Source organism: Photobacterium rosenbergii, from assembly GCF_033022775.1.
GTDB classification, from domain to species: Bacteria; Pseudomonadota; Gammaproteobacteria; order Enterobacterales; family Vibrionaceae; genus Photobacterium; species Photobacterium rosenbergii_A.
On sequence record NZ_JAWJZI010000027.1, the window covers coordinates 12790 to 38115 of the forward strand.

Here is a 25326-nt window from a genome sequence, read left to right on the forward strand (position 1 = left end):
CTCTAAACTAAATGAAAGGGGGTATTTTACCTGTTCTGGACATAAGTTTAACAGCAATGTTCATAATTAGTGCCCCAACTGAGCGTTAAGGTACCACTCTGCTCGCATCTTTGTGTGGCGGGTGCCTTTTACCGTGCGATCTCCTGCAACATTGCGGTGTTAATTTTCTGTTATCCGTCGGCGATCGCGATTATTCAAATCGACAATTTGGTATTACGCTCAATATTGGGCCGCCTGAAGGTTATTGGCGCCAGCCCTGCATCACGCAGAGGCTTGTAGTAATGGATTTTATATGCAATAAAACACACAGGTTTTTGACCTGAATGAACATGGACAACGAATGGAAGGGTGCTGTGTATAGCCATAAAAACCTCAAAGTAATTTCAGGTCTTGTGCTGTCGGTTGGCTTGCTGCTGTCGCCATTGATGCAGGCATCAACCCTTGAGCAGCAGCGCGAACGCTATGAGCAGGCGCAAGTCGCCTTGGAAGAGAAGGATGAGGCGGCGTACGAAAAGCTTCGCGGCAGTCTGGATGACTACCCGTTGACGCCTTATCTCGATTATCGCGAGTTTATCCAAACCCTGCATGCCAAAACCCCCAACGAAGTTGAGGCATTCATAGAACAATATTCTGCTTTGCCGTTCAGTACGACGGTGAAAGATCGTTACCTCAACCACCTTGCGACGACCGAGCGCTGGGAGAATTTCATTGAGGTTCAGCCTCTGCCGCCGCGCAGCCAGGTATTGCGCTGCCATTACTATTACGCCCAGAGCAAGCTTGGCAATAAAGACGTTGCCTGGCAGGGGGCACAGACCTTGTGGCTAACGGGGAAATCCATCCATGATGCCTGTGATCCGCTGCTGAACACTTGGCAGAAAGCGGGCAAGCGGACCGATGCACTTGTTCTGGACCGCATGCTGCTGGTTTACGCCGAGGGTAACCGTGGCCGGCTCAATTACCTCAACAAACAGCTGGGGGCCAAGAGCAAACAATCGGGCAAGGCGGTGATGGATCTCTACGATAAACCCGAAGGGGTTGCGGTATTTTCCAAGCGAAGCAAAGTGACCCCCTTCAACCAGAATCTGACGGTACTGGCCTACAAAAAGCTGGTGCGCAGTGATGTTAAAGAAGCGGTAAAGCAGTATCACAATACCGTACAGGGGCAGCACTTTGGGGAGGCCAAGCGCCAGTCGCTGGCAGACTACACGGCCAGCCGCTTGATGGCGACTGATGATGAGAAACTGCAGAAATGGCGCGATAACGCGCTGGAGAAAAGTACCAATATCAGCTTGCTTGAGCGTCGTATCCGCCAGGCGATGCGCGAAGACAAGTGGCAAGAGGTTGAGCTTTGGGTAAACCGCTTGCCTGATAAGGCCAAGCAGACGACCCGCTGGACGTTTTGGCAGGCCCGGCTGGCCGAGCGTGATGGTAACCAGGCGTTGGCGGAAGAAAAGTACAACCAGATCTTGGGCCAGCGCGATTTCTACAGCGCTGCTGCAGCCACCGTGCTCGGCAAGCCCATTACCTACCCGGTTAAAACGGCGGGGGATGATCTCGCTGCCATCAAGGAGTACGAGCAGACCTTGGTGCGGATCTCGGAGTTGATAGCGGTGGATAAACTGCTCGATGCCAACCGTGAATGGCATTATCTGCTCAGAGGGCTGGATAATGATCACATTGTGGCTCTGGCGACTTATGCGGCGACCAACAAATGGCATCATCTGGCGGTGCAGGCGACCATTTCCGGCCAGCTGTGGGATTACATCGAGCTGCGCTTCCCGGTGGCCCATAAATGGTGGTTTGATTTCTTCAGCAAGAAGCGCGAGCTGCCGGTCACTACCATGATGGCATTGGCCCGCCAGGAGAGTGCACTGAATATCGAGGCGGTCTCGCCGGTAGGCGCCCGTGGTTTGATGCAGCTGATGCCGGCCACCGCCAAGGACACCGCCAAGAAACTGGGGCGCAATTACGCAGGGAAAAACAGCCTGTTTGATCCCGGCGTCAATATTCGCCTTGGCAGTGGTTACCTTAAAATGATGCTCGAGCAATATGACAACAACCGGATCTTTGCCTTTGCTGCATACAACGCAGGCCCGAGCCGGGTGATCCGTTGGCGCAAAGGTACGGATGGCCGATTGGATGTCTATGCCTTCATCGAAGCGATCCCGTTCAATGAAACCCGGGGTTATGTGCAGAATATATTAATGTTCGAAGTCTATTATGGTGATTTGACCCAGAGCCCGGTGCCTTTGCTCAAAGAGAATGAATTGAAAGCAAAGTATTAGCTTTTTTTATACTAGGGCTAGGTTGTCGGTGCCGAAAGGGATAGAATCAGTACTCGAGAACGAGTACATCAAATGAGGATGACATGTCGAATATTCAAGAAACCCCGGAATTTACCGAGTGGCAGCAGGTGGTTGATATCTTGCGTCAGGCAACGACCGAGCACAAGGACGATACCTTGTTGAGGCTGCTGTTGACGCCCGACGAAAGGTCGGTGCTATTGTCCCGAGTGAATATTCTGCATGAGCTACTCAACGGCGAGCGTAGCCAGCGTAAAATCAGTGAACTGCTTGGCGTGGGTGTTGCAACTATCACCCGCGGCTCCAACGAGCTCAAGCACCATGATGAAGACACCAAGGTATGGTTGTCTGCCTTGCTAAAAGAGCAAAGTCCGGGCGCGTGATCTCCGTTTGAACGGTTTTGATAAACAAAGGCCCCCAGAGGTTTACCCACTCTGGGGGCCTTTTTGTTTTTGGGATATATCCCCCATTTGCTTTTAAAGCATAGTGGTATCACTTAATTTATTTTGCGAACAATGTTGGGTGGATGAATGGGATCAGTGCCAGAATCAACGCCTGCTGGTATACCGAGCTGCGGCTTAGCAGATGGTTGGTCAGCATCGCAATGGCACCGCCCTTTTGCTTGATATTGGTTTGGTTGAACATTGCATCCATGACATCGCCCAGCTCTTCGCCCTGGTGGAGCTTCTCCAGTGCTTGGGGCGGCAGCGGCAATGAGGCAGAGCGGGATTCACCGCGAGTATCGCCGCTTTCGATCACCATCCAGGCAAAGGTGAACGGGCCGTCGATACCGGCTTCGAGGCCCACGTAATAGTCTGCGCCAGGCGTGGCTTGGCGCGCATTGCTGACGCGGTTTCTTGCGCCCTGCAAGGTTTCGTCGGCACACATCGGCTGGTCGCGGACACCGCTGTCGACACTGATCCCTTCGATAGAAAACTGGCTATCTGGGAAGGTGTGCTTGAATGCGTCTTCGACGGCAGAAATTTTGGCGGGATTGGTTGAGGCGACAATTATCTTGGGCATAGCAAACATCCATTATCTGAGTGCTTTCTATTCTAATACCAAACTGAATAATATTCTGTTCATATCAGAGTCTTCTCTGCCGTTTGAGAGCAATCCAAATTGATGTAGATATATCACTATACATCAAAGCAATTTGGGGCAGTTATCAAGCGCCTTGTATCTGTCCCTTTTAATTCTCGCTGATAGGACAGAATATTACTCAGTTTGGTATATGACGGCGCTATGTCACGCCGCCAATTGTGGCTAATCATTGAAAGGTGTGAACCTGCTGATGATTAACGGTCGTAGGCCCAGTCTGACTGGACGATGTAACCGTGGATCTGGAACTCATCGTTGTTGACGAACAAGTTAGGGAAATCCGGCTGAGAGGTCGAGAATACCACGCCGTCGGCAAGTTGCGTCATGTGGTAGAAGTCCGGCTCGCTGCCACGAACTGACGCAAATACCGGCTGCTTCGGGCGGTAAATTGCCGTCTTGGTCGCAAGGGCGTAGCTGCCCACTGGCGCACACTGTGAGATATTCTCGTTATCGACCAACAGGCCCAAGCAATCTTCGCGTAGCAGATGCTGTGGAATAGCACGTTTGCTGATCACATCCACGGACGCCCCACGGCGAAAGGAGATGAAGTCTTTGCGGTGGATGATGGGGATGTAGGTGCTGGTGGTGCCTTGGTCCATATTGCTGTTGATGGTTGTGGTGGCTTGGGTGCCTGTATCAACCTGACCGGTCAGTAGGTAGCTGATCGACGTGCTCAGTGCCTCGGCGATTTTTTCCAGCTCACGGACTTCGATACCGTACTTGCCAGATAGCTTACGGCTCATCGTACCTTGCTGGAGATCAAGGGCTTCACCGAGTTGTTTTTGGCTGATCCCTTGGATTTTCGCTAAACGCTTAATTCTTTCTAAATATTCCATACTCACTAGCTTCCTGCTTAAATTTGTTACTGATGCAAACACGCATACTTAAATGTCATATTGATTGTACTGCTAACAACGAGCTGGGGATCTGGCGGGTATAAAAAATGCGATTGGTTTCGTTGTGGGAATATCAGTTTTTTTCAAGATGTGCAAAAAAGGGAACAATTTTCGCAAATTGAAATAAGAATTCAGCAGAATATTTGTTGAATAAAGATCACTCTTTGTAACCCTTGCGGCGAAGGAGAGATTGACCTAAATCGTCAGCGATTACTCGGATTTTTGGTTTTATCCTCATGAAAAGATAGACTTTATTTTGATGTTTGTTTTGCTGATTACCAAGTCAATAACTACAGTGAATTCATGAGCTTGAGGGTATTGTTCCTGGCTATGGATTGGCATGTGTTTAATCGTTGTTATTATATTTGCAAGCAGAAATGGGCTTCTACTTCTAAGCTGGCGGGGATATGGAGTTATGCCTTCTGGGGATAAAGAGGAAGGCGGGCCTTCCTCTTTGGTAGGGGTTAGCGAGTCAGGTAGGTGTACAGGAACTTGGTGATCTCTACCATGTCATCAATCTTGATGAACTCTTCCGTGGTGTGTACCTTCGCCATACCGGTAGACAGGTTTACTGTCTTCAGGCCTTTGCTGTTGAAGGTGTTCGCGTCGCTACCGCCGCCTGTTGGCTTGGTCATTGGCTCAACACCGTTGGCTTCGAATGCTGCTTTGATCTTCTCGACGTGCGGGTCGTTGTCGGCAATGCGGTAAGCATTGTAGGCACGCTTAGACGCAATGTTGATTTCTGCTCCGTGCTTCTCAGCGGCAGCTTCAAACGTGCTCACCATGTGATCAACCTGCGCCTGCAGTTTGTCGTCATCCAGGGAACGGGCTTCGGCTTCGATAAATAGCTCAGGCATCACGATGTTAGTCGCCTGACCGCCTTTAACCACACCGATGTTCGCCGTGGTTTCTTCGTCGATGCGAGACAGCTTCATGTTGGTGATGGCATCAGCCGCAACCGTAAGGGCATTGATCCCTTCTTCCGGTGCTAGACCTGCGTGTGCAGGCTTACCTGTGATGTTCACTTTCAGGTTCTGCTGGCCAGGTGCGGTAGTAATGATAGTACCGATAGGGCCGCCAGAATCGAATACGATACCGGTTAGCGACTCAACCTTGCTCATGTCGAAGTTCTGCGAGCCGTGCAGGCCGCCTTCTTCATAAACGGTGAATGCCAGTTCGATAGTCTGGTGCTCTTCGCCGTCAGCCTTGATGCAGCGAACCGCTTCCATGATGGCTGCGATACCAGATTTGTCGTCGCCGCCTAGGATAGTGTCGCCTTTCGAGCGGATGATACCGTCTTCGATGATTGGCTCGATGCCGTTACCCGGAGTAACGGTATCCATGTGGCAGCTTAGCAGGATAGTACCTTCCAGCTTGCCTTCTAGTTTGGCGTAGATGTTGAAGCCGTTGGAGATCTCAGCAGGAACAGGAAGCTTCTGTACGTCAAAGCCCATTTCACCTAGCTGTTCGGCCAGTGTCTCGGCAATCGCTTTCTCGTTGCGCGACTCACTGTCGATTTTAACCAGTTCAATAAAGTGTTGGACCAGACGGTCCTGATTGATATTTGCCATTTAAAGCACCTCCGTAATGGTCGCTATATTACGTGAACTGGCTGAACTAACCTTGATCTGTCCACCAATATCGTGGGGGTAATCACTATAAAACTTGAAATGTTAAGGCGATTATTCTGGCTTGTTGGGGAAATGTACGGCTGGGGTTGGGGAGGTGTGGGTGAGTCGTTAAGGGGAGGGCTTCAATCCATATGCCAAAGAATTGAAGCCTAGAGCCAGTGTCGGACACTACATCAGTGTCTCGTAAAACTCATCCAGTAGGTTCTCGAGTAGAAATAGTTGCTCGGTATCTTCTTCACTGAGCTCGTCCTTGTTATAGAGCAGCTCCATTTGGGCCTGAATTGTCGCGACCTCTTTCATCACCTCCACGTTATGTTGCTCCAAGATCTCTTCCAGATCTTGCGCGTGTAGTGGCGGAATAGAGAACGAGAGGGCGAAAGCAGTTATTGCCGTAAACAGCAGTGGCTTGATAGGTATCAGTGTCTTGATTCTTGCTGTAGGGGATTTCATTGACCGGTTCCATTGGCTTTATTGTGATTAGAGGTAATGAGCAAAATCTCAATCCATCATAGTTTTAGTGATAACAGAGAGTTGCGTTAAGTTTTTTGATTGCTAAACCATGGTTTTAAGGTGTCTTATTAAGACCATTATATAACTGTCGAGAAATAATTAGCATATTATTTTCAATGATTTAGTAGCGTTAAAATGCTAAAAGTGATTATGGGTGAAATAGCAGAGCTAAAATCTTAATTCTGAGATCTTACTCACTCGTTTCTGTGGCACTAATTTGTTACCTTACGCCGTTTTTGGCTCACTCTGATCTGGCTATGGCTTCACAATACATAATCAATAAAGTGGTAGAAATTGGGGATACCTTGCATCGCTGTGGGTGCCCACCTTATAAGGTGGAAAAGTATACTCAGTACTATGCCAATAAGTATGATGCGGATGTCATGGTGCAGGCAATGCCAACCTCGATTAACTACCAGTTTCTTGGCAAGAGGGATACCGTGGTCATGAAGCGCCACAAGCCTGCCTCTATCAATCTTGCCTTGCTGGCCAACACCATCGATCGTATTCATCAACCCGGTAAAGAAAAACCAGCCGAAGACTTCCACTACCCCAATTGGGTCGTGGCACTGGCCAATATGGGAATACCTCCCGCTTATCTAATGTTGGTAGGGAGTACCCTCGAGGCTGTGGGCTATGCTGCCATACTTGGGTTCATGGTCTGGTTGGTACAGTTGGTTTGCCATGGCCGCCGTGCTATAGCTGCTGAGTTTATAGCGGCATTGATAACCGGTTTGTTTGTGGCTTTCATCGTGAGCCTGGGTATTCATGTGCCGGTTTGGGCGCTGTGTATTGCGTCGATAGTCTTGTTTGTTCCCGGGCTTTCGATAGCTAACTCATTGGAATGTTTGGCGTTCAATGACTTGGTCTCTGGTACCGCCCTACTCGGGCAAAGCATGCTGACCCTGCTCAAACTGTTTATCGGGGTGATGATAGGCTTGAGCATCGGTGAGGCTTGGTGGGGGCCGGTGGACACTCTGCCTTATACCAATGAAATCCCGATATGGTTGCATGTCTTCGGCTTGGTATTGATTTCAACGTCGATCGGGGTGATCTTCAATGCCCGCCCGCAAGATATTCTGCTGGGGCTACCGGTTGCGGTATTGGGCATGTGGGGGCCGATGTACCTGGGCTTCGGTGGCGACTGGGTAGTGGGCACTTGGGTGACCACTGTGTTGATTACCCTGTACGGCACTAAAATGGCCAAGTTGCTTAACCTAACCGGCTCTATTTATATCGTGCAGGGGATCATCATTCTGGTTCCCGGTAGCCGCGTGTTGATCAGTGCAAGCCAATCCGTCTTCGAGCAATCAATCTTGCCTATTCCCAATATCGGCTTATCTGCCATCTTCATGTTTTCAGCCATTGTAGCCGGGCAGATCACCGCCTATTCGTTGTATTCGCCGAAGATTGATCGTTAGTCGCTACTTATTACCAAATCTATGTCTCCATCTTAGATCTTTCAATTCACTTGGTTATTCATGTACAACTACAAAGTTGTTTTTTGGTGATTACAACTTAAACGTTGTTTATGAGCTATTTTACAACTAAAATGTTGTTTATGGTGTCTGGTACAACCTTTGTGTTGTTTGGTGCGGTGATGAAAACGATAGAAGAAATTGCAGTGCTGCTTACCGAGCAGCGCAAAAAGCTAGGTATTGAGCAAAAAGACATGTACATGCGGATAGGCATGAAGCAGCAGCAGTATCAGCGTATTGAGGCGGGTAGCGATGTGAAGTTATCAACCTTGCTTAGGGTGCTGGAAGGGCTTGATTTGGAACTCTCGATCACGCCTAAAGGGAGAAAAGACAATTCCGTTTCTGTGGATGGCGCTTGTCAAAACAAGAGCCAAGCGCCAAAAAGCGATGAGTTGCAAGACGATGGTGACGACCTTGGTTTTTGGTTTGGCTCAGAGGATAAATGATGAGTAGGCAGATAGAAAAGGTTGAAGGCCTTAATATCCAGCTTCATGGTATCGATATTGCGGTTATAGCTCATTATGCTGGTGGCAAAAATATTCTGACTTTCAATCCTGATTTTGTCGCTATGCCAGTGCAGTTGCGCCCTGTTTTCACCTTGCGGCAATTGCTTGACCCGGCCTATTTGAACAAACCGCAAATTAGAACCGATAAGATCCCGCCAGTCCTGTCCAACCTGTTGCCTGAAGGGGCATTAAGAGAGCTGACTGCCAAAGCGCTCCGGTGCCACATCAATAATGAGTTTTCGATTCTTGCTTACTTGGGGGCCAACTTGCCGGGAGCCGTCATCGCCAAGCCGATAAAGGCGGGTGATTTGCCTGTTTGGGCATTGGAGCAACGCTTGTCGACAGAGCCCCAGCAGATAGATGTTAAGCATGCCGATACTAAGTTCTCATTGGCTGGCGTTCAGATGAAGTTCTCTTCGTCTCATGTGGATGGCAGATATCACATCGATCAGGAAATCTCTGAGGACATGTGGATTATCAAGACGCCGTCGACGGTTCACAAAGGTGTGCCAGTCAATGAGTATACCTGCATGAAGTTGGCCGAAGCGGCTGGTGCGGATATTCCGGAAGTGCGATTGATTGAACTCAGTGAGCTGGAGGGATTGCCAAGTATCAGATTGCCAGATGAGCAGTATGCCTATGGCATAAAGCGGTTTGATCGCAGCAGTACTGGTCGTATTCATACCGAGGACTTTGCACAGGTCTTTGGGCTTTACCCGTCAGACAAGTATCAACGAGTCAACTACGAGCAGCTTGGTAGTGTGCTGTACCGAACAAGTTCAGAACGCCTGAAAGATATCCAACAGATGGCAAGAAGGTTGCTCATCAACATGCTGCTTGGTAATGGTGATGCTCACCTGAAGAACTGGACATTGATCTATGGTGATACGCAATCCCCGAGTTTGTCACCTCTTTACGATGTGGTGTTTACCGTGCCATACATTGAATATGACTGCCTTGCGCTTAAAATGGTGGGTACCAAGCAGTGGTCTGATATCACGATGGAACACTTTGAAGAGTGGGCTGAGAAAGCAGGGGCGCCATGGGTTGCGATTAAGCCTCACTTGCTGGATGTGATGAGCAAAGCACGTAATCAGTGGCCTCAATTGTTATTAGAGCTTCCGATGATTGAAGAGCACAAAGCCGCATTGAAGCGGCATTGGCAAAATTTGGCGGGTGATTTTTCTATTGGGTAGATAGCAGGGCGAGTGTTGCTTTTAGTGCTCAGTCAAAAGGTAAGGTTTGGAACCCGCACTGTAGAAGGTATTGGTAAGTGTGTTGGTAATAGTGACATGGACGGGTTGGGTCGCCATCGTTTCCTTCAGGCACAAAGATCACCATCCCTTGTCGTGCACGCGTCAGCAGCACCCGGTAAGCATTCTCTAGATAGCGTTTATCTTGCTCTTTGTTACGCTTTTGCCATTGAGTGCCTTTGAAGCGCCAATGCTCAAATTGCTGATCATTATAACGATAGTCGGCATCCCACCCAACCAGACACCAGTCTAGCTCAAGCCCTTGGACATCAAACTCAGTAGCAACATCTTCTAGGAAGTGGCATGAGCGGATATCGTCGTGGGGGTGAAGGAACCAGCTAACCGGATCAAACTTGTTTTTGACAAAGATCCCTTCAGCTTTGAGGCGAATGCCATTGGAAGATGCCAGCATACCAATGCTCTCCAATCCGCGAGATTGCTGCTTTAGCCATTGTTTGGCTTTAGTGAGATCTCGGGTCAGGTAGAGCGGATATTGAGCTTGTAACTCAGCAGCCAACTCTGCGGCTTTTGAGCATTCTCCTGCGATGACATGGTGTACAAAACTAGACAGCTTTTCGGCCCTGAACGATCGCATCGAAGTCGCTAAGTGCAGGCTTGGTAGTTTGTTTGCATTTTGCAGGTTTTCGAGTGATAAACCATCTGAGATATATTCACCCTTGAGCAATTCTGTCGAGCAGTATACCTGCCAATGAGAGTAATCATGCTCTAAGGCCGATAGCCATCCCGCAAGCCCGGCTTCGCCAGTGTTGATCTCTTGCCCGCCGCCAATCAGAGCAATGATCACCGCCCAGGCTTCGTGCCTGTCCATCACTTCAATCAAGAACTCAGGCTCAGATTGATTAAAGTCGGGCTGATTACGCTTGGTTTGCATGAACTTTGATGTCTGCTCTGCGTTCCAGGCCCTTTGTGCCTCGTCAAAGATCGCGACATTTTCTGGTGGGACAGAGCCATCCAAAGCCTCATCACGGAAGCGGTGAATATTCTGGATAAACTGTGACGTTTCTCGGCGTGCAGCCGCTTTGCTCATATTTGTACGTGAAGATTTATCCATGGCGAGTGCTTCTTGCAATACACTCACTAATGGTCCGTTACCACTGAGAAAAACTGAGTACTCGTTATCTTTAGGGTTAGAGTGGGTGTTGGCAATATTAAGCCCGACCAAGGTTTTACCTGCACCGGGGACACCTGTGACGAAACAAATAATTTTTTGCTTATTGACTCGGGCTTGGTGGATTAGCTCGAGTAACTCGTCGCTGGTTACGCCTAGGTTTTGAGTATCAGCTTCATTACGCGCAATATCTTCAACAGCATGATTGGCATACAGTGCCTGCGCAGCCTCCACGATAGTTGGGGTAGGGAGGTAACCGCTATTAGACCACTCAATGGCATCAACCTGATTAGCTTGTAACTTAACTGCGCACTGCATGATGATGTCGGCTATCTGCTGGCCGTTATCGACAATTGGTTTAGCGACGCCATCTTTATCGAGGTTTAACTCCCAAGCACTTTTTTCAGCTTTGGTTGCCAGTAGAATTGGCACAATAGGGAGTGAATGACTGCCTCGATGGAAGTTTTTCAGGTCTAGTGCATATCCGACGGTTTGGCGTAGATCGGCGGAATGGTAGTTGCTTGAGCCGACTTTAAACTCGATAACAAAGATAATACCTTGATAGATAAGTACCGCATCAGCGCGCCGTCCCATTCGCGGGATAAGGAACTCAAAGAACAGGTGCCCATCACGAGGTGTTAAACCAGATAATGCTTGCTGCAATATTTGAACTTGCGCTGCCCACGCCCCTGTCTGTTCATGCTGTAATTGCTGGGTATGGCTACTGGCAAGCTTACCGATAATGTTATCTGAGGTAGATTGAAGAAAATCCGATAGGGCTGCGTCGTAAAAAGCTCGGTTAGTCATTGTCGACCTCAAACGCCAAAAGCTTTTCCGGTGCAACATCAAGTGCCTTTGCCAACTTAAACAAGTTGATGAGGCTAACATTTCTCAGGCCGCGCTCAATGCCACTGATATAGGTACGGTCAAGTCCACAACGCGCAGCCAATTCTTCTTGGCTTAACGCAGTATCCTTTCTTAATTGTTTAATGTGTAACCCAAAGGGTTTGAGTACTGAGTCGTTCACGGCAGTCTACTTTTTGCTTGCTTATGAACGACATGGTCTGCGTCTGTAGACTTTTGGTCCACGGACTATGAGTCACATTTTTTTTCGTAGATGAGAAGTTGCGAGGTTGTGGGTGTTGGTAATAATAGAAAAACAAAAAGGGCGGTAACCTTTCGATTACCGCCCTTTCCAAACGTTTGGTGGAGCTGGCGGGAGTTGAACCCGCGTCCAAAATCAGTCTAACAGATGGCGCTACATGCTTAGTCTTTCTATATTCTCGTAAGAGCACTGCGGAAAGACACGCCATGCCAATACATACCAGAATTCTATTTCGCGGTTCACCTCTCTGGTCGAAGGTTCCCTCGCTATCTTGTTTGGGTTTGAACCCCTGTTGGTCCCCGTCTTACAAGCGGAAGCTAGGGCAGGAGCGCTCTTAGCAGGTTATTAAGCTGCTAGTGCGTAGTTTTCGTCGTTTGCGACTATTTTTTTGCGGCTTTTTTACGAGGCCAACCGCACCTCGGCATGCTCCACAAGCCTTCGTGATCCTGTCGAATCCTAAATCAGCCCCAGAGTTAAGGCGATGGTAACAGAATTTCACCTAGCGTCAATACAATTCCCTGCCAGTGTGTCTCTAATGGAGAAAAATCCATCACTTATACCAACTTGGATAAACAGATATCTATACAGGTTGCTATGACTGGCAGGAAAGGCGGACTAGCGCAGGCTGCTCTTCATGATACGCGCCTTGTCGCGTGCCCAATCTTTGTCTTTCTTGTCAGCACGCTTGTCGTGTAGCTTCTTACCTTTCGCCGTACCTATCTTAAGTTTAACCCATGAACCTTTCCAGTACATGGAAAGGGCCACGATGGTTTCGCCATCGCGGTTAACGGCACCCATTAGCTTGTCGATTTCACGGCGGTTCAACAGTAGCTTACGGGTACGGGTAGGATCGGCCACTACGTGGGTAGACGCGGCGTTCAGCGGGGTGATCTGTACACCCGAAATGAAGGCTTCGCCGTTGCGCAGGAACACGTAGCTTTCCGAGATGTTTACCTTACCAGAGCGGATCGCCTTAACTTCCCAACCCTGGAGCTCCATGCCAGCTTCGTACTCGTCGCTGATCGCGAATTCGAAACGGGCGCTTTTGTTCTTGGCAATCGTATTGCTACTTTGCTTTGGTTTTTTCTTGGCCATAAATACTCTTGAATGTTGCTGTCCCAGCTTCAGAAACTCTGGCTGGTCGAAAAGTGTCTATTTATAAATCAACGAGATGAAGTCAATAAACACGCTTATTTTGGCTGTTAGCCCAGTAATGGTATCATTGAGGTTGCCCTTGTCATAGTGTTACCCGCAATGCGCGCAAACCCTAGGACCGGCGGCACGTTTTCAGCGTAAGGAGAAGCTATGCCTCAGATCAGCCGTTCTGCATTAGTCCCATTTAGTGCAAAACAAATGTTTGAACTTGTTAATGATGTGGAATCATACCCTGCATTCCTGCCGGGCTGTTCTGGTACCAAAATCCTGGAAAGCTCCGAACAGCATATGATGGCTTCGGTGGATGTGTCCAAGGCCGGGATCAAAAAAACATTTGTGACACGTAATGATCTGACTGACGGTAGTGTGATAGCCATGCAGTTGGTTGACGGCCCGTTCAGTCGTCTGGTCGGTGGTTGGCACTTCACCGAGCTCGATGCCGAAGCGTGCAAGGTTGAACTCAAGTTGGACTTTGAATTTACCAATGGTTTGGTGGAAGCGGCGTTTGGTAAGGTATTCCGCGACTTGACCAATAACATGGTGTCTGCCTTTACCCAGCGTGCGCGAGAGATTTATGACTTCTGAAGAAAAGCTGATCCACGTCGAAGTGGTCTATGCCCTGCCCGATGTACAGAAGGTGATCCGCGTGACGGTCACGCCGGATATGCAGGTGCAGCAGATCATCGAGCAATCCGGGGTGCTGGCAATGTACCCGGAGATCGACCTGAAGAAAAACAAAGTGGGGATCTTCAGCCGTAACGTGAAGCTGGATGCCACGGTGCATGACGGTGACCGCATTGAGATTTACCGCCCGCTGCTGGCCGATCCGAAAGAGATCCGCCGCAAGCGCGCGGAGCAAGCCAAGCAAGAGGCTTTGGCTGCCAAAGAAGAGAAAGCCTAATTTAGTGCTTAAAAGACAAAAATGAAAAAAGCTCGCCAATGGCGAGCTTTTTGTTTTCTGGTAACCAGCAATTTGTTCTCGAGCAAGCTCAGTACTTGGTTGAATGAGTACTTAGTTGAATTGCTCCATGAACTGAGGGCTTTTCTCGTAGTCCCCTTCAAGGCTGGTTAGCTGATTCTGGGCATTGAACTTCAGGATCAGGTTTTTCTGTTGCGGTTCATCGTGGCCCGGCTTGTGGTAGTACACGTAGTACCAGGTGTGCGGGTACTCAGGTTCAACCAGCATTGGCGAGCCAAGTACAAACTGCACCTGCTCTTTGTTCATTCCGTATCGAAGGGTGTCGATATCTTTTTGCTCCAGGTAGTTACCCTGGTTAATATCAATTCGGTAAACCAGTCGTTCAACGACTGAACAGCCACCCAATAAACTGACCGCCAAAGTCACGGCAGCAAGGTTCTTCCAACTCATAGCATCCCGGCAAGTTCGCTTTATTCTGCAGCGATGATAAACAACACCCGAGCAGAAGTAAAAAAGCAGTAAAGAAAAAAACTGTAATTGAGACTACAGTACAACCATTTAGTTGCACTGCCCATTAAGTTTATTCTATTTATGCCGCAACAAGCAGTTCTTTTGCGTTTGCCAATGTCCTTTCGGTAATTTCGCTACCGCCCAGCAGGCGGGCAAGTTCGTTGACGCGTGCTTCCTGTGTCAGCGGGAACATGTTGGTTTCGGTCTGGCCCTTGCTGGACTTCTTCGCCACGAACATCTGCTGGTGGCCGCAACCGGCAACCTGCGGCAAGTGGGTCACACACATGACCTGGGTTGATTCGCCCAGGGTGCGTAGCATCTTGCCGACAATCGCTGCGGTCGGTCCACTGATACCCACATCGACTTCATCGAAAATCAGGCTAGGGGTTTCGACTTTCTGCGCCGTGATCACCTGAATAGCCAACGAGATACGTGACAGCTCACCACCGGAGGCCACTTTACCCAACGGCTGCAACGGCTGGCCCGGGTTGGTGGAGACCAGGAAGGTGATGGTGTCGAAACCTAGCGGGCTGAGCATGCCTTCGGCATCGCTCTGGACATCAATCTTGAACACGCCGTTTTCCATGCTGAGCTGATGCATGCTGTCGGAGATCTTTTTGTCGAGCTCCTTGGCATAGCGTTGGCGGCTCTTGCTCAGCTTCTCTGCGCTGGCCAGGAACTTCTGGCGCAGGCATTCAATGTTCTCGGCGATTTCTTCCAAGCGCTCATCGCTGCAATCAAGGTTCTCAAGCTCTTTGAGCAGCTCCTGATGCTTGTTGTATAGCTCTTCGGGCATCACGTAGTGTTTGCGGGCAAGCGACATGATCTTGGCCAAGCGTTCTTCGAGGTACATCAGCCGCTGTGGATCCATATCCATGTTGTCGAGGTAGCTGCGCAGCTCCTGGCTTGCTTCCTGTACCTGGATAATGGCTTCTTCCAGCATTTGCGGGATAGCGCTTAGGTTGCTGTCGATTTCCCCGAGGTTGGCGACTTCCTGACATGCTGACTGCAGCATGTTGAGGGCGTTGCAATCTTCGTTGTCGTAAAGCATCGACAGGGCGGTTTGGCTCGATACTGCCAGCTCGCCGCTGTTGGAGAGACGCTTGTGCTCTTCCTCGATCTCGTCGTACTCGTCTTCGGCTAAAGCCAGTTCGTTGAGCTCTTTAACCTGGTATTGGATCAGCTGCTTTTGCGCTTCGTTCTCTTCGCGGTTCTGAACCAAACGCTTGTATTCGTTGTTAGCCTGACGCCAGCGCTGATAGTGGTTGCGGGTCTTTTCCATCAATTGATGGTGACCGGCGTACTGATCCAGCATTTGCTGCTGGTAGTCAGGGCGCATCAGCTGCTGGTGGGCATGCTGACCGTGGATGTTGATTAGCAGTTGGCCCAGCGCTTTTTGCTGCGAAGCAGGTACAGGACTGCCGTTGATGAATCCACGCGAACGGCCTTCCTTGGTGATGACACGGCGCAGGATACACTCGTCACCATCAATCAGCTCGTTGTCTTCCAGCCAGCGGCGGGCGGCTTGGTTGTTGAGCAATGAAAAGGCGGCAGAGATTTCTGCTTTGTCTTCGTTCGGGCGAACCATGCAGGCTTCGGCGCGATCACCCAAACACAAGCCAAGTGCATCGATGGCAATAGACTTACCTGCACCCGTTTCACCGGTGATGGTGGTCATTCCCGGTTTAAGTTCAAATTCAAGGTTTTTGACAATAGCAAAGTTTGAGATCGTCATATGAGCCAGCATGTGTTCACCTGTTTAAATCAACACCTGTTTTTTCATACAGTATATACTGTATCTACATACAGTAAAGTACTGTTGATGAAATTTTTCCAACAAAGCTTGATTTAGGTTAACGTTCTGAAAATTGGTAATAAAAAAGCCAACCGCAGGGTTGGCTTCAGAATTCGTTAACTGGGGTGTTTTTTGCTAGAACAGGCGGCTCGACCAGCCCAACTTACCTCGCAGCACTTCATAGTAGCTGTAATTCTTCGGGTGGATCAGCCGCAGGGTTTCCGGGCTCTGGTAGATATGGATCTCATCGCCTGGGCTGACAGGCAGGGAGACCTGGCCGTCACAGCTGACTTCCAGCGTGCTGCCATTGGTCGGTGAAACCAGCAATTTGATCCGGCTGTTGCCATCGACCACCAAAGGGCGGCATGACAGGGTATGCGGGAACATAGGTACCAGAGAAATCGCATTGAGCTCGGATGACAGGATAGGGCCGCCACCGGATAGGGAGTAAGCGGTTGATCCTGTCGGGGTCGAGATGATCAGGCCGTCGGAGCGCTGCGAGAAGGCGAAGGTATCATCAATGTAGACCTCGAATTCAATCATGTGGGCGATTTTATCCGGGTGGAGCACAGCTTCGTTAAGGGCGGCATTGCGGCTTTTGATCATGCCATGGCGATGGACTTCGGCCTCAAGCAGGAAGCGTTTTTCAACCACGTATTCGCCATTGAGCACTTGTTCTAGTTCGTCCTCGAAGGCATCGGGGTCAAGATCGGTCAAGAAGCCAAGGCTACCACGGTTGACACCAATTACCGCAATGTCGAAGCGGGACAGTACCCGTGCCGCACCCAGCATATTGCCGTCACCGCCTACCACGATGGCCAAATTGGCCTTGTCACCTATGGTCAATAAATCACAAAAGGCGGCTTTGGGCAGTGACAGGTCGTTGGCCAACCGGTGGTCAACAAGTACGTCATAGCCTTTTTCGACCAACCATTTGTAGAGGCTCATATGAGTCTGCAGGGCTTCGGGGTTACGGGGTTTGCCAATTATCGCGATAGTCTGGAAAACGCGTGTCATGTCCATGATCCGACAAATAAAGAGAGAACCAGTATAGCGTCAGGATTAGACACTTGTCGCGCATTGTGAGCGATATCGGCTTGAATCATTGAAGTTCATCCCCATAATATGCGCATATACGAGTTTTTTGGATAGAGCTGATTATTCTATCCTCCATTGAATACCATGATCTTGGCGGAGAAGCGAAAGCATGAGCAACGAAGAGAAAAAAGTACAGGACGAACAGCTACAGCAAGAGCAAACTGTTGAAGCGGTTGAAACTGAATCTGCTGAGGAAGAAGTCGTTGAAATGACCCTTGAAGAACAGCAGGAAGCCCGTATCGCTGAGCTTGAAGCCGCTTTGCTAACCAGCGAAGCCAAAGTACGCGAGCAGCAAGACAGCGTTTTGCGCGCCCGTGCTGACGTAGAAAACATGCGTCGTCGCAGCGAGCAGGAAGTCGACAAGGCTCGTAAGTTCGCTCTGAATAAGTTTGCTGAAGAGCTACTGCCGGTTATCGATAACATGGAACGTGCTATCGAAATGGCAGACAAGAGTGATGAAGCCATCAAACCTATGGTTGAAGGTGTTGAGCTAACGCTGAAGACCATGATGGGCACAGTTGAGAAATTCGGCCTGAAGCAGTTAAACCCAATCGGTGAAGCCTTTAACCCTGAATTCCACCAGGCGATGTCTATTCAGGAAAGCGCCGAGCATGAGCCAAACACCGTAATGTTGGTTATGCAGAAAGGCTACGAGCTAAACGGCCGTGTTGTTCGCCCAGCGATGGTAATGGTGTCTAAGGCTGCGGCTGGCAACATCGATACCCAAGCTTAAGCGGGATAGCGATTGAGCAAAGCCCGCTTCGAGCGGGCTTTTTTAATTTTTTTTTAATTTTTTTTCGGTGTCACCCTTGAAAACAATTTGGCTGCCCTTATCTAGTAGTCATACGACATCGTAAATCAATTTCTGCGGGTGAAACCGCGTTGTCAGCGGCGTTATGGTAACGGGCTGGCAAGTAAGCTAAATGAATTTCGGAGAGAGCCTGATGGGTAAAATCATTGGTATTGACTTGGGTACAACTAACTCTTGTGTAGCAGTACTTGATGGTGACAAGCCACGTGTAATTGAAAATGCTGAGGGTGAGCGCACAACGGCATCTGTGATCGCTTACACCCAAGACGGTGAAACTCTAGTTGGTCAGCCAGCTAAGCGTCAGGCGGTTACAAACCCTGAAAACACGCTGTTCGCAATCAAGCGTCTTATCGGTCGTCGCTTTGAAGACGAAGAAGTACAGCGCGACATCGAAATCATGCCTTTCAAAATCGTTAAGGCTGACAACGGTGATGCTTGGGTAGAAGCAAAAGGCCAGAAAATGGCTGCTCCTCAGGTTTCTGCTGAAGTACTTAAGAAAATGAAGAAAACTGCTGAAGACTTCCTAGGTGAGGAAGTAACTGGCGCGGTTATCACAGTTCCAGCATACTTCAACGATGCACAGCGTCAGGCAACTAAAGATGCCGGCCGTATCGCAGGTCTTGAAGTTAAGCGTATCATCAACGAACCAACAGCTGCTGCACTGGCTTACGGCCTAGACAAGCAGGGCGGTGACCGTACTATCGCGGTTTACGACCTTGGTGGTGGTACTTTCGATATCTCTATCATCGAAATCGACGAAGTTGAAGGCGAGAAGACCTTCGAAGTTCTTTCTACCAACGGTGACACGCACCTAGGTGGTGAAGACTTCGATAACCGCATGATCAACTACTTGGTTGACGAGTTCAAGAAAGAGCAAGGTATCGATCTTAAGAACGATCCGCTAGCGATGCAGCGTGTTAAAGAAGCTGCTGAAAAAGCGAAAATCGAACTATCTTCTGCACAGCAGACTGACGTAAACCTACCTTACGTGACTGCTGATGCGACGGGTCCTAAGCACATGAACATCAAAGTGACGCGTGCGAAACTAGAATCTCTAGTTGAAGACCTAGTACAGCGCTCTCTTGAGCCACTAAAAGTTGCTCTAGCTGATGCAGACCTATCTGTAGGCGACATCACTGACGTCATCCTAGTTGGTGGTCAGACTCGTATGCCTATGGTTCAGGCGAAAGTTTCTGAATTCTTTGGCAAAGAGCCGCGTAAAGACGTGAACCCAGACGAAGCAGTTGCCGTTGGTGCTGCAGTTCAGGGTGGTGTTCTTGCTGGTGACGTTAAAGACGTTCTTCTACTAGACGTTACTCCACTATCTCTTGGTATCGAAACCATGGGTGGCGTAATGACTAAGCTAATCGAGAAAAACACCACTATCCCTACTAAGGCGAACCAGGTGTTCTCAACAGCTGAAGACAACCAGAGCGCGGTAACTATCCACGTTCTACAGGGTGAGCGTAAGCAGGCGGGCTACAACAAGTCTCTTGGCCAGTTCAACCTAGAAGGTATCAACCCTGCTCCTCGCGGCATGCCTCAGATCGAAGTAACTTTCGACCTAGATGCTGACGGTATCCTGCACGTATCTGCAAAAGATAAGAGCACAGGTAAAGAGCAGAAGATCACTATCCAGGCATCTGGCGGTCTGAGCGACGAAGATATCGAGAAAATGGTACAAGAAGCAGAAGCTAACAAAGAAGCGGACAAGAAGTTCGAAGAGTTGGTAACTGCACGTAACCAAGCTGACCAGCTAGTTCACGGTACTCGCAAGCAGATCGAAGAAGCAGGCGAAGCGCTTCCAGCAGAAGACAAAGCAACTATCGAAGCGGCTGTAAACGAGCTTGAAGAAGCACGTAAAGGCGAAGACAAAGAAGCGATCGACGCTAAAGTTCAGGCGTTAATCGCAGCTTCTCAGAAGCTAATGGAAATCGCTCAGCAGCAAGCTCAAGCACAGCAGGCACAAGCGGGTGGCGAACAGCCACAGCAAGAGCAGCAAGACGACAACGTAGTTGACGCTGAGTTCGAAGAAGTTAAAGACGACAAGAAATAAGATAGTTAATTCTTATTCTTAGTTGAGCGCGGGCGTTGGAGTTTACTCTTGCGCCCGTAGCTGTATTAAGGCAGGTGACAGATAAGTATGTCAAAACGAGATTTTTACGAAGTTCTGGGCGTAAGTCGTGATGCGTCAGAGCGTGATATCAAAAAGGCTTACAAGCGCCTTGCAATGAAGTTCCACCCTGACCGTAACCAGGGTGACGAGCAGGCCGCTGAGAAATTCAAAGAAGTTAAGACTGCATACGAAATCCTAACGGATCCTCAGAAAAAAGCAGCTTACGACCAGTACGGCCATGCAGCCTTCGAGCAAGGCGGTATGGGCGGTGGCGGCGGCTTCGGCGGTGGTGCTGACTTCGGTGACATTTTCGGTGATGTGTTTGGCGACATCTTCGGTGGCGGTGGCCGTCGTGGTGGTCAGCAGCGCGCCCAGCGTGGTGCCGACTTGCGCTACAACATGGAACTGACACTGGAAGAAGCCGTTCGCGGATGCAGCAAAGAGATCCGTGTTCCTACCTTGGTTCACTGTGATACCTGTGATGGTTCTGGTGCTAAGAAAGGCACTTCAGCCACCACATGTGGTACCTGTCATGGTAGTGGCCAGGTGCAGATGCGCCAGGGCTTCTTCGCCGTACAGCAGACTTGTCCGCACTGTCACGGTCGCGGCAAGATCATCAAAGAACCTTGTGGCACGTGTCACGGCCAGGGCCGCAAAGAAGAAACCAAGACTCTGTCTGTTAAAATTCCTGCCGGTGTGGATACAGGCGATCGCATTCGTCTATCTGGCGAGGGTGAAGCAGGCGAGTTCGGTGCACCAGCAGGCGATCTGTACGTACAGGTCCATGTTGCCCAGCACCACATCTTCGAGCGTGACGGCAACAACCTATACTGCGAAGTCCCAGTAAGCTTCACTATGGCAGCTTTGGGTGGCGAGGTTGAAGTTCCAACCCTTGATGGTCGCGTGAACCTGAAAGTACCGTCTGAAACGCAAACTGGCCGTATGTTCCGCATGCGCGGTAAGGGCGTGAAGTCGGTACGCGGTGGCGCAATGGGTGATCTTATCTGTAAGCTGGTGGTAGAAACCCCGGTTAATTTGAGCGCCCGCCAGAAAGAGCTACTGCAAGAGCTTGAAGAAACCCTTGGCGGTAAAGCGGCAAAGAAGCACAAGCCGAAGGCTGAAGGTTTCTTTGACGGTGTGAAGAAGTTCTTCGATGATCTGACTGGTTAAGTCCCGTTAGAGTCAGTTACGAAAAGCCAGCGCAAGCTGGCTTTTTTGTGTCAGTAAGAATGTAGATTTGTTATTTCCAGCATCCACTTACTGTCGTTCCGTTTTTAGTTGCTAGTGTCCGTCCACTTGCTGCAACAGTTAACACACCACACTTATCAGCGTTTTGCATGCTGCTAGCCTTTGGAGTTGCCGCTAACGTATAGACCGGAAGGCCACCACTCACATAAGTGGCTGAATAGATATAGTAGCCGGTACTTAGGTTACAAGAGGGACAGCTATTGTTGTCTACGCTGGCAGGGTATGCCCCAGTGCTGGTGAATTGTTCTTCCATCCACAGATGCAGCATCATCAGGCTGGCTTGGGCTGATGTACGATTGCCTGATCGCTGATGCTCAATATAGCTCGGGTAAGCCACGCTTGCGAGTACGCCAATAATCACAACAACGATCATCATTTCGATTAATGTCACACCTTTATGTTTGTTTATATGCATGTGTTTCCTTGTCATCAGAGCTGACTCGCTAACTGCTGTTTTACTTACCTCCCATATTGTCAGAGAGTGATAGTCTATAAGCAACATGATTTATATGTTGTGGTGGTACGTTTTGAAAAAACTGGGATCGACTAGCGGCTTTAGTTTAATTGAGTTGCTGATTGTTACTTCTGTTGCCGTGATTTTGATGATGGCAGCTGCACCTTCATTTACCCAGATTCTCGACAACCGCCAGCTTGAATCTGCCGCCAACCGCCTTGCTACGCAATTTAAGCAAACGAGACTTGAAGCTATCCGGCGTAATCAGAAGTTGTACATCCATAACCTGGGTATGGCGTCTCCAACGAAAAATACATGGTGCGTACTGGTGACAGCCAACACTACCGCGCCGACATCATGTGCTCACGAGCAGGTGATTTCGGGTTTACATGGCGATGCTTTTTCGCGGTTGTCAATCAGCAACTCTAAGGTACGTTTCAGTGTTGATCCGGTTAGAGCGATTACGGGCTCTGGCACGGCCTATGTGCTCACGAGTCCAGGTATGGGGGCGGGTGTTTCTGTCGAAGTGAAAATCAGTAGCAAGTCGAGGGTGAGAGTATGCTCGGTTGGCCAAGTGGTTGGATTTGAAGAGTGCGGGCCTTAAATGATGAATCGTATAAAGCAATACGGTATGACACTGATCGAACTGATGTTGGCATGCGCAATGGGGGCGGTATTGCTGATGGTTTTATCCAGTGTGTTTGCATCAGGCCTGAACTCTGCCAGCCGGATTGGCCTGCAGTTGAGCTTTGATAGTCAGCTCCATGATTTAGGGCAATTTATCCGTGCGGATCTGCGCCGTGCGGGTTTTTCGCTGGAAGGCGAGAATGCTGGCACTGTGAGGTGGGCGGACGCACCGCAAACCGTGTACGTTAGTGCGACTCAGGACTGCATCGCCTATGCCTATGAGTTGGCTGAAGGAGGAATAGAAAAAGTACGTTTTTCCTCCCTGTATTTAAATGAGGAAGGCGAGCTGAAACTGTACACCAAGCAGCAAAGTCTTGCTGAACCGCCGAAAAATATTGCCTCCGCTTGCAGTGGAGGAGAAGTGATCACTGTGAGTTCGGAAATGCTGCTGACAGGATTCACCGTGGATCTGGCCCAGTTCCCGTTAATTGCTGTTGTCATGTCGGCGAGGTCGCCGGTTAGCGGCGCACAGGATTCTAGCCAGCTCAATGTTGCCGTATTGAATTAAATCGGAGAAGGGTATGAGGCGACAACAAAATGGGTTTGTGACCCTGGGGGTTACATTAATGCTGATGCTGTTGGGTTCGTATGGGTTATACCGTTCAGCCGAAATGAGTCAATACAATGTGAAGCGGTTTCAAAATGCTCTCCTAGCCCAGAAAAGCCATTGGTCGGCCGAAGGAGGGCTTCAGTGTGCGTTCGGCATTAACCAAACGACGCTCGGCACCCCAGAAACGCGTTCATATGGTGCATGCAATAGCGTGGTTTTGGCGGGGAGCTTGGATGAAGAACGACTATCTCTGATGGTGTCCGGCCACGAGGTGAGCGGCGGTTTATATACGCTAAAGAGTGTGGCTTCCGAAGATAATGGCCCAGGCAAAAGAGAAGTAGCGAAAGACGTAAAAGTCGAAACGGTTGCAGCAATGCCGGGCATCTTTAAAACATCTTCGAATATTACCTTACGTGGCGATTTCGAATTATTGCCCAATTTTAATGACGGTGAGTGTATTACGATGGTCGTCAAAAACCACAGTAATTTCTTTCACACCGACACGACGACGAATTCAAAAGTGATTGTTCAAGATGGGAATGGTTACAATTCAGAGCAGTTACCTGAAGGTGTAATAGTTGATGATATAAATAAAACTGCAGATTTGGATAACTCAACAATTTGTAATTTGGGTTATCAAAGTTTCGCGAAGGTAGGGATACGTTGGCCGTTAGCGAAGGACATTGTCGAAGAACCAAATATGGATATGTTTAAAGATTTGTTTGGCGTTCCCAAAACTCAGTGGGATACCGTTAAAAATAACGGTACCTTTGAGATGATCAGCCCGCCTGATGGGGAAGTTTTGGTGACGGATTGTGCGGAGCAGATCAACAATGCTTTCGAGCAAGGGGCACGATCATTCTGGGTTGAAGGCAGCTGTTATCTTCAACACCCATCTAATGGTACTGGTTCTAAGCCATTTAACTTCTCTGCACCTGCAGAGGCGATGCCGGATACTGACTCTGTTGTCATCGTGGTCCAGGACGGTGCTGTTTTCTACAACGGGAGTGTGGGGATTTCGGGCCTGCTATATCAATTCGATACTGGAAATAAATCGACGGAGGATATTTCATCTGAGATGCTCATGGCCTGTAGTAAGGCAGGGCAATGCATTGATAGTTCGCAAGAAAAAATATACCAAAACTCAGCTTTTTATATCAATGGCTCCCTGTATGCTTTCGGAGGCATCGCGGTAGACATTGAAGGCATGAACTTTATCGTGAATGCATCCTTCATTGCTAAATATAATGATAATTATTGGAAAGATAGATTACCAAATCCCACAAATACGAAAGTAACTTGGCAGCAGGGAACGTGGCGTGATTTCCAGTAGAAAATATAGAACCCAGGGTTTTAGCTTAGTTGAAGTATTGGCCTCGTTGGCAATTGTGGCTGTAGGGATACTGGCAATGATTAAAATGCAGTCTTACTACGAGCGCCAAGGTGAGACGGCAACAAAAGGATTGATAGCTATTCAAGTCGCAGAGAATCTGCTGGAGCAAATCAAAACATATTCTTATGCCGATATCAGTTTGAGTGGTGGCTCTGGCACGATCAGCCGGGGAGGGACGACGTTTAATTGGCAACAGATTGTCCGCTCTAAAACACTGGCAACTGCTGGTGATGCGAAGCAAGTGGAGGTTACTGTGAGCTGGAATGACCGCTGGCAGCAACCACAGACTATTTCTCTTGTCACATTACGAACACAATATTGAACGATATTTTGTCTAAAAAAAACATATCGAACACTTATTGACCGCTTGGTCATTTTTCTCAAAAAATCTATTGCCCTCTCGAATTCTCTCCCTATAATGCCACCTCACTGACACGGAGCACGGCAACTTAAGTCGCTAACCAATCAGTATTGTTCTTTAACAATTTGACCATGCAATCTGTGTGGGCACTCGTGAAATGATAGTCAAAAAGATTTATCAGTGAGCTGAGTGACCAAATTGATACTTCGGTATCAGCACAGTCAATTTATCAGTAATCACTGAGCCAAAACTTTAATTGAAGAGTTTGATCATGGCTCAGATTGAACGCTGGCGGCAGGCCTAACACATGCAAGTCG

The 25326-nt window shown here is 49.1% G+C and carries 25 protein-coding genes, 1 rRNA gene, 1 other RNA gene and 1 pseudogene; 16 read left to right on the forward strand and 12 right to left on the reverse strand.

The features are described from left to right. The first annotated feature begins 353 nt into the window (after positions 1 to 353). A complete protein-coding gene (sltY, locus tag R2X38_RS25225) occupies positions 354 to 2285 on the forward strand; it encodes a murein transglycosylase (protein ID WP_317525107.1) in 1932 nt (643 codons plus the stop codon). An 83-nt stretch (positions 2286 to 2368) separates the two neighbouring features. After that, on the forward strand, positions 2369 to 2686 hold the full coding sequence (trpR, locus tag R2X38_RS25230) for a trp operon repressor (protein ID WP_317525109.1): 318 nt from the start codon (positions 2369 to 2371) through the stop codon (positions 2684 to 2686). Positions 2687 to 2804: 118 nt separating this feature from the next. Here the strand turns inward: trpR and yjjX are convergent, their stop codons facing one another. From yjjX to R2X38_RS25250, 4 genes are all read right to left on the reverse strand, one after another. Next, the gene (gene yjjX, locus R2X38_RS25235; RefSeq protein WP_317525110.1) at positions 2805 to 3326 is read right to left on the reverse strand and encodes an inosine/xanthosine triphosphatase; all 522 of its coding nucleotides are present in this window, start codon (positions 3324 to 3326) and stop codon (positions 2805 to 2807) included. Between the two features lie 275 nt (positions 3327 to 3601). Continuing rightward, positions 3602 to 4240, reverse strand: coding sequence for a helix-turn-helix transcriptional regulator (locus R2X38_RS25240; RefSeq protein ID WP_317525111.1), 639 nt, complete (start codon positions 4238 to 4240; stop codon positions 3602 to 3604). Between the two features lie 524 nt (positions 4241 to 4764). Beyond that, the gene (locus tag R2X38_RS25245) at positions 4765 to 5871 is read right to left on the reverse strand and encodes a M20/M25/M40 family metallo-hydrolase (RefSeq protein WP_317525112.1); all 1107 of its coding nucleotides are present in this window, start codon (positions 5869 to 5871) and stop codon (positions 4765 to 4767) included. A gap of 228 nt (positions 5872 to 6099) precedes the next feature. Further along, positions 6100 to 6381, reverse strand: coding sequence for a hypothetical protein (locus R2X38_RS25250; protein WP_317525113.1), 282 nt, complete (start codon positions 6379 to 6381; stop codon positions 6100 to 6102). Between the two features lie 317 nt (positions 6382 to 6698). Here R2X38_RS25250 and R2X38_RS25255 point away from each other — a divergent pair, with 317 nt between their 5' ends. From R2X38_RS25255 to R2X38_RS25265, 3 genes are all read left to right on the forward strand, one after another. Continuing rightward, the gene (locus tag R2X38_RS25255) at positions 6699 to 7862 is read left to right on the forward strand and encodes a threonine/serine exporter ThrE family protein (RefSeq protein ID WP_317525114.1); all 1164 of its coding nucleotides are present in this window, start codon (positions 6699 to 6701) and stop codon (positions 7860 to 7862) included. Between the two features lie 179 nt (positions 7863 to 8041). Next, positions 8042 to 8365: a helix-turn-helix domain-containing protein gene (locus tag R2X38_RS25260; protein ID WP_317525115.1), complete on the forward strand. Its 324-nt coding sequence runs from the start codon at positions 8042 to 8044 to the stop codon at positions 8363 to 8365. Next, entirely contained in the window at positions 8365 to 9621 is a 1257-nt protein-coding gene (locus tag R2X38_RS25265) for a type II toxin-antitoxin system HipA family toxin (protein ID WP_317525116.1), read from the forward strand. The genes R2X38_RS25260 and R2X38_RS25265 overlap by 1 nt, the downstream gene beginning before the upstream one ends. A gap of 28 nt (positions 9622 to 9649) precedes the next feature. On the opposite strand, the gene R2X38_RS25270 is transcribed toward R2X38_RS25265, so the two are convergent. The 4 genes from R2X38_RS25270 to smpB form a co-directional block, all read right to left on the reverse strand. Beyond that, positions 9650 to 11614 carry a DUF2075 domain-containing protein gene (locus R2X38_RS25270; RefSeq protein WP_317525117.1) on the reverse strand — a complete coding sequence of 655 codons (1965 nt, stop codon included), beginning with the start codon at positions 11612 to 11614 and terminating at the stop codon, positions 9650 to 9652. Beyond that, the gene (locus tag R2X38_RS25275; RefSeq protein ID WP_317525118.1) at positions 11607 to 11834 is read right to left on the reverse strand and encodes a helix-turn-helix transcriptional regulator; all 228 of its coding nucleotides are present in this window, start codon (positions 11832 to 11834) and stop codon (positions 11607 to 11609) included. Before R2X38_RS25275 ends, R2X38_RS25270 begins: the two co-directional genes overlap by 8 nt. 177 nt (positions 11835 to 12011) lie before the next feature. Beyond that, positions 12012 to 12381, reverse strand: a transfer-messenger RNA (tmRNA) gene (ssrA, locus tag R2X38_RS25280). 146 nt (positions 12382 to 12527) lie between these two features. Continuing rightward, the gene (gene smpB, locus R2X38_RS25285) at positions 12528 to 13007 is read right to left on the reverse strand and encodes an SsrA-binding protein SmpB (RefSeq protein WP_317525119.1); all 480 of its coding nucleotides are present in this window, start codon (positions 13005 to 13007) and stop codon (positions 12528 to 12530) included. Positions 13008 to 13217: 210 nt separating this feature from the next. Between smpB and R2X38_RS25290 the strand changes: the two genes are divergently transcribed. Then, positions 13218 to 13652: an SRPBCC family protein gene (locus R2X38_RS25290; protein WP_317525120.1), complete on the forward strand. Its 435-nt coding sequence runs from the start codon at positions 13218 to 13220 to the stop codon at positions 13650 to 13652. Continuing rightward, positions 13642 to 13968: an RnfH family protein gene (locus tag R2X38_RS25295; protein WP_317525130.1), complete on the forward strand. Its 327-nt coding sequence runs from the start codon at positions 13642 to 13644 to the stop codon at positions 13966 to 13968. Before R2X38_RS25290 ends, R2X38_RS25295 begins: the two co-directional genes overlap by 11 nt. 111 nt (positions 13969 to 14079) lie before the next feature. Here R2X38_RS25295 and bamE read toward each other — a convergent pair whose 3' ends face one another. The 3 genes from bamE to nadK form a co-directional block, all read right to left on the reverse strand. Next, positions 14080 to 14436, reverse strand: a complete 357-nt coding sequence (bamE, locus tag R2X38_RS25300; RefSeq protein WP_317525121.1) for an outer membrane protein assembly factor BamE — start codon at positions 14434 to 14436, stop codon at positions 14080 to 14082. Between the two features lie 139 nt (positions 14437 to 14575). Beyond that, positions 14576 to 16243, reverse strand: a complete 1668-nt coding sequence (recN, locus tag R2X38_RS25305) for a DNA repair protein RecN (protein WP_317525123.1) — start codon at positions 16241 to 16243, stop codon at positions 14576 to 14578. Between the two features lie 183 nt (positions 16244 to 16426). Next, positions 16427 to 17317 carry an NAD(+) kinase gene (gene nadK, locus R2X38_RS25310; RefSeq protein ID WP_317525131.1) on the reverse strand — a complete coding sequence of 297 codons (891 nt, stop codon included), beginning with the start codon at positions 17315 to 17317 and terminating at the stop codon, positions 16427 to 16429. Positions 17318 to 17498: 181 nt separating this feature from the next. Here nadK and grpE point away from each other — a divergent pair, with 181 nt between their 5' ends. The 3 genes from grpE (at position 17499) to dnaJ (ending at position 21486) form a co-directional block, all read left to right on the forward strand. Beyond that, complete coding sequence (gene grpE, locus R2X38_RS25315) at positions 17499 to 18122, forward strand: nucleotide exchange factor GrpE (RefSeq protein WP_317525124.1); 624 nt, start codon at positions 17499 to 17501, stop codon at positions 18120 to 18122. A 211-nt stretch (positions 18123 to 18333) separates the two neighbouring features. Continuing rightward, positions 18334 to 20256, forward strand: coding sequence for a molecular chaperone DnaK (dnaK, locus tag R2X38_RS25320; RefSeq protein WP_317525132.1), 1923 nt, complete (start codon positions 18334 to 18336; stop codon positions 20254 to 20256). A gap of 87 nt (positions 20257 to 20343) precedes the next feature. Continuing rightward, positions 20344 to 21486: a molecular chaperone DnaJ gene (dnaJ, locus tag R2X38_RS25325; protein ID WP_039469484.1), complete on the forward strand. Its 1143-nt coding sequence runs from the start codon at positions 20344 to 20346 to the stop codon at positions 21484 to 21486. Between the two features lie 70 nt (positions 21487 to 21556). Here dnaJ and R2X38_RS25330 read toward each other — a convergent pair whose 3' ends face one another. Further along, positions 21557 to 21979 (reverse strand): type IV pilin protein, encoded by a 423-nt coding sequence (locus tag R2X38_RS25330; RefSeq protein ID WP_317525125.1) that lies wholly within the window; start codon positions 21977 to 21979, stop codon positions 21557 to 21559. A gap of 112 nt (positions 21980 to 22091) precedes the next feature. Here R2X38_RS25330 and R2X38_RS25335 point away from each other — a divergent pair, with 112 nt between their 5' ends. The 6 genes and pseudogenes from R2X38_RS25335 to R2X38_RS25355 all read left to right on the forward strand — a co-directional run. Then, on the forward strand, positions 22092 to 22622 hold the full coding sequence (locus R2X38_RS25335) for a GspH/FimT family pseudopilin (protein WP_317525126.1): 531 nt from the start codon (positions 22092 to 22094) through the stop codon (positions 22620 to 22622). Then, positions 22623 to 23213: a type II secretion system protein J gene (locus tag R2X38_RS25340; protein WP_317525127.1), complete on the forward strand. Its 591-nt coding sequence runs from the start codon at positions 22623 to 22625 to the stop codon at positions 23211 to 23213. Between the two features lie 13 nt (positions 23214 to 23226). Then, on the forward strand, positions 23227 to 24588 hold the full coding sequence (locus tag R2X38_RS25345) for a hypothetical protein (RefSeq protein ID WP_317525128.1): 1362 nt from the start codon (positions 23227 to 23229) through the stop codon (positions 24586 to 24588). Further along, positions 24575 to 24661: pseudogene (locus tag R2X38_RS26850) on the forward strand (prepilin-type N-terminal cleavage/methylation domain-containing protein); the annotation flags it as partial. The gene R2X38_RS25345 and the pseudogene R2X38_RS26850, both read left to right, overlap by 14 nt. Before the next feature lie 3 nt (positions 24662 to 24664). Next, entirely contained in the window at positions 24665 to 24970 is a 306-nt protein-coding gene (locus R2X38_RS25350; protein WP_317525129.1) for a hypothetical protein, read from the forward strand. A 292-nt stretch (positions 24971 to 25262) separates the two neighbouring features. Continuing rightward, positions 25263 to 25326, forward strand: a 16S ribosomal RNA gene (locus R2X38_RS25355); the annotation flags it as partial.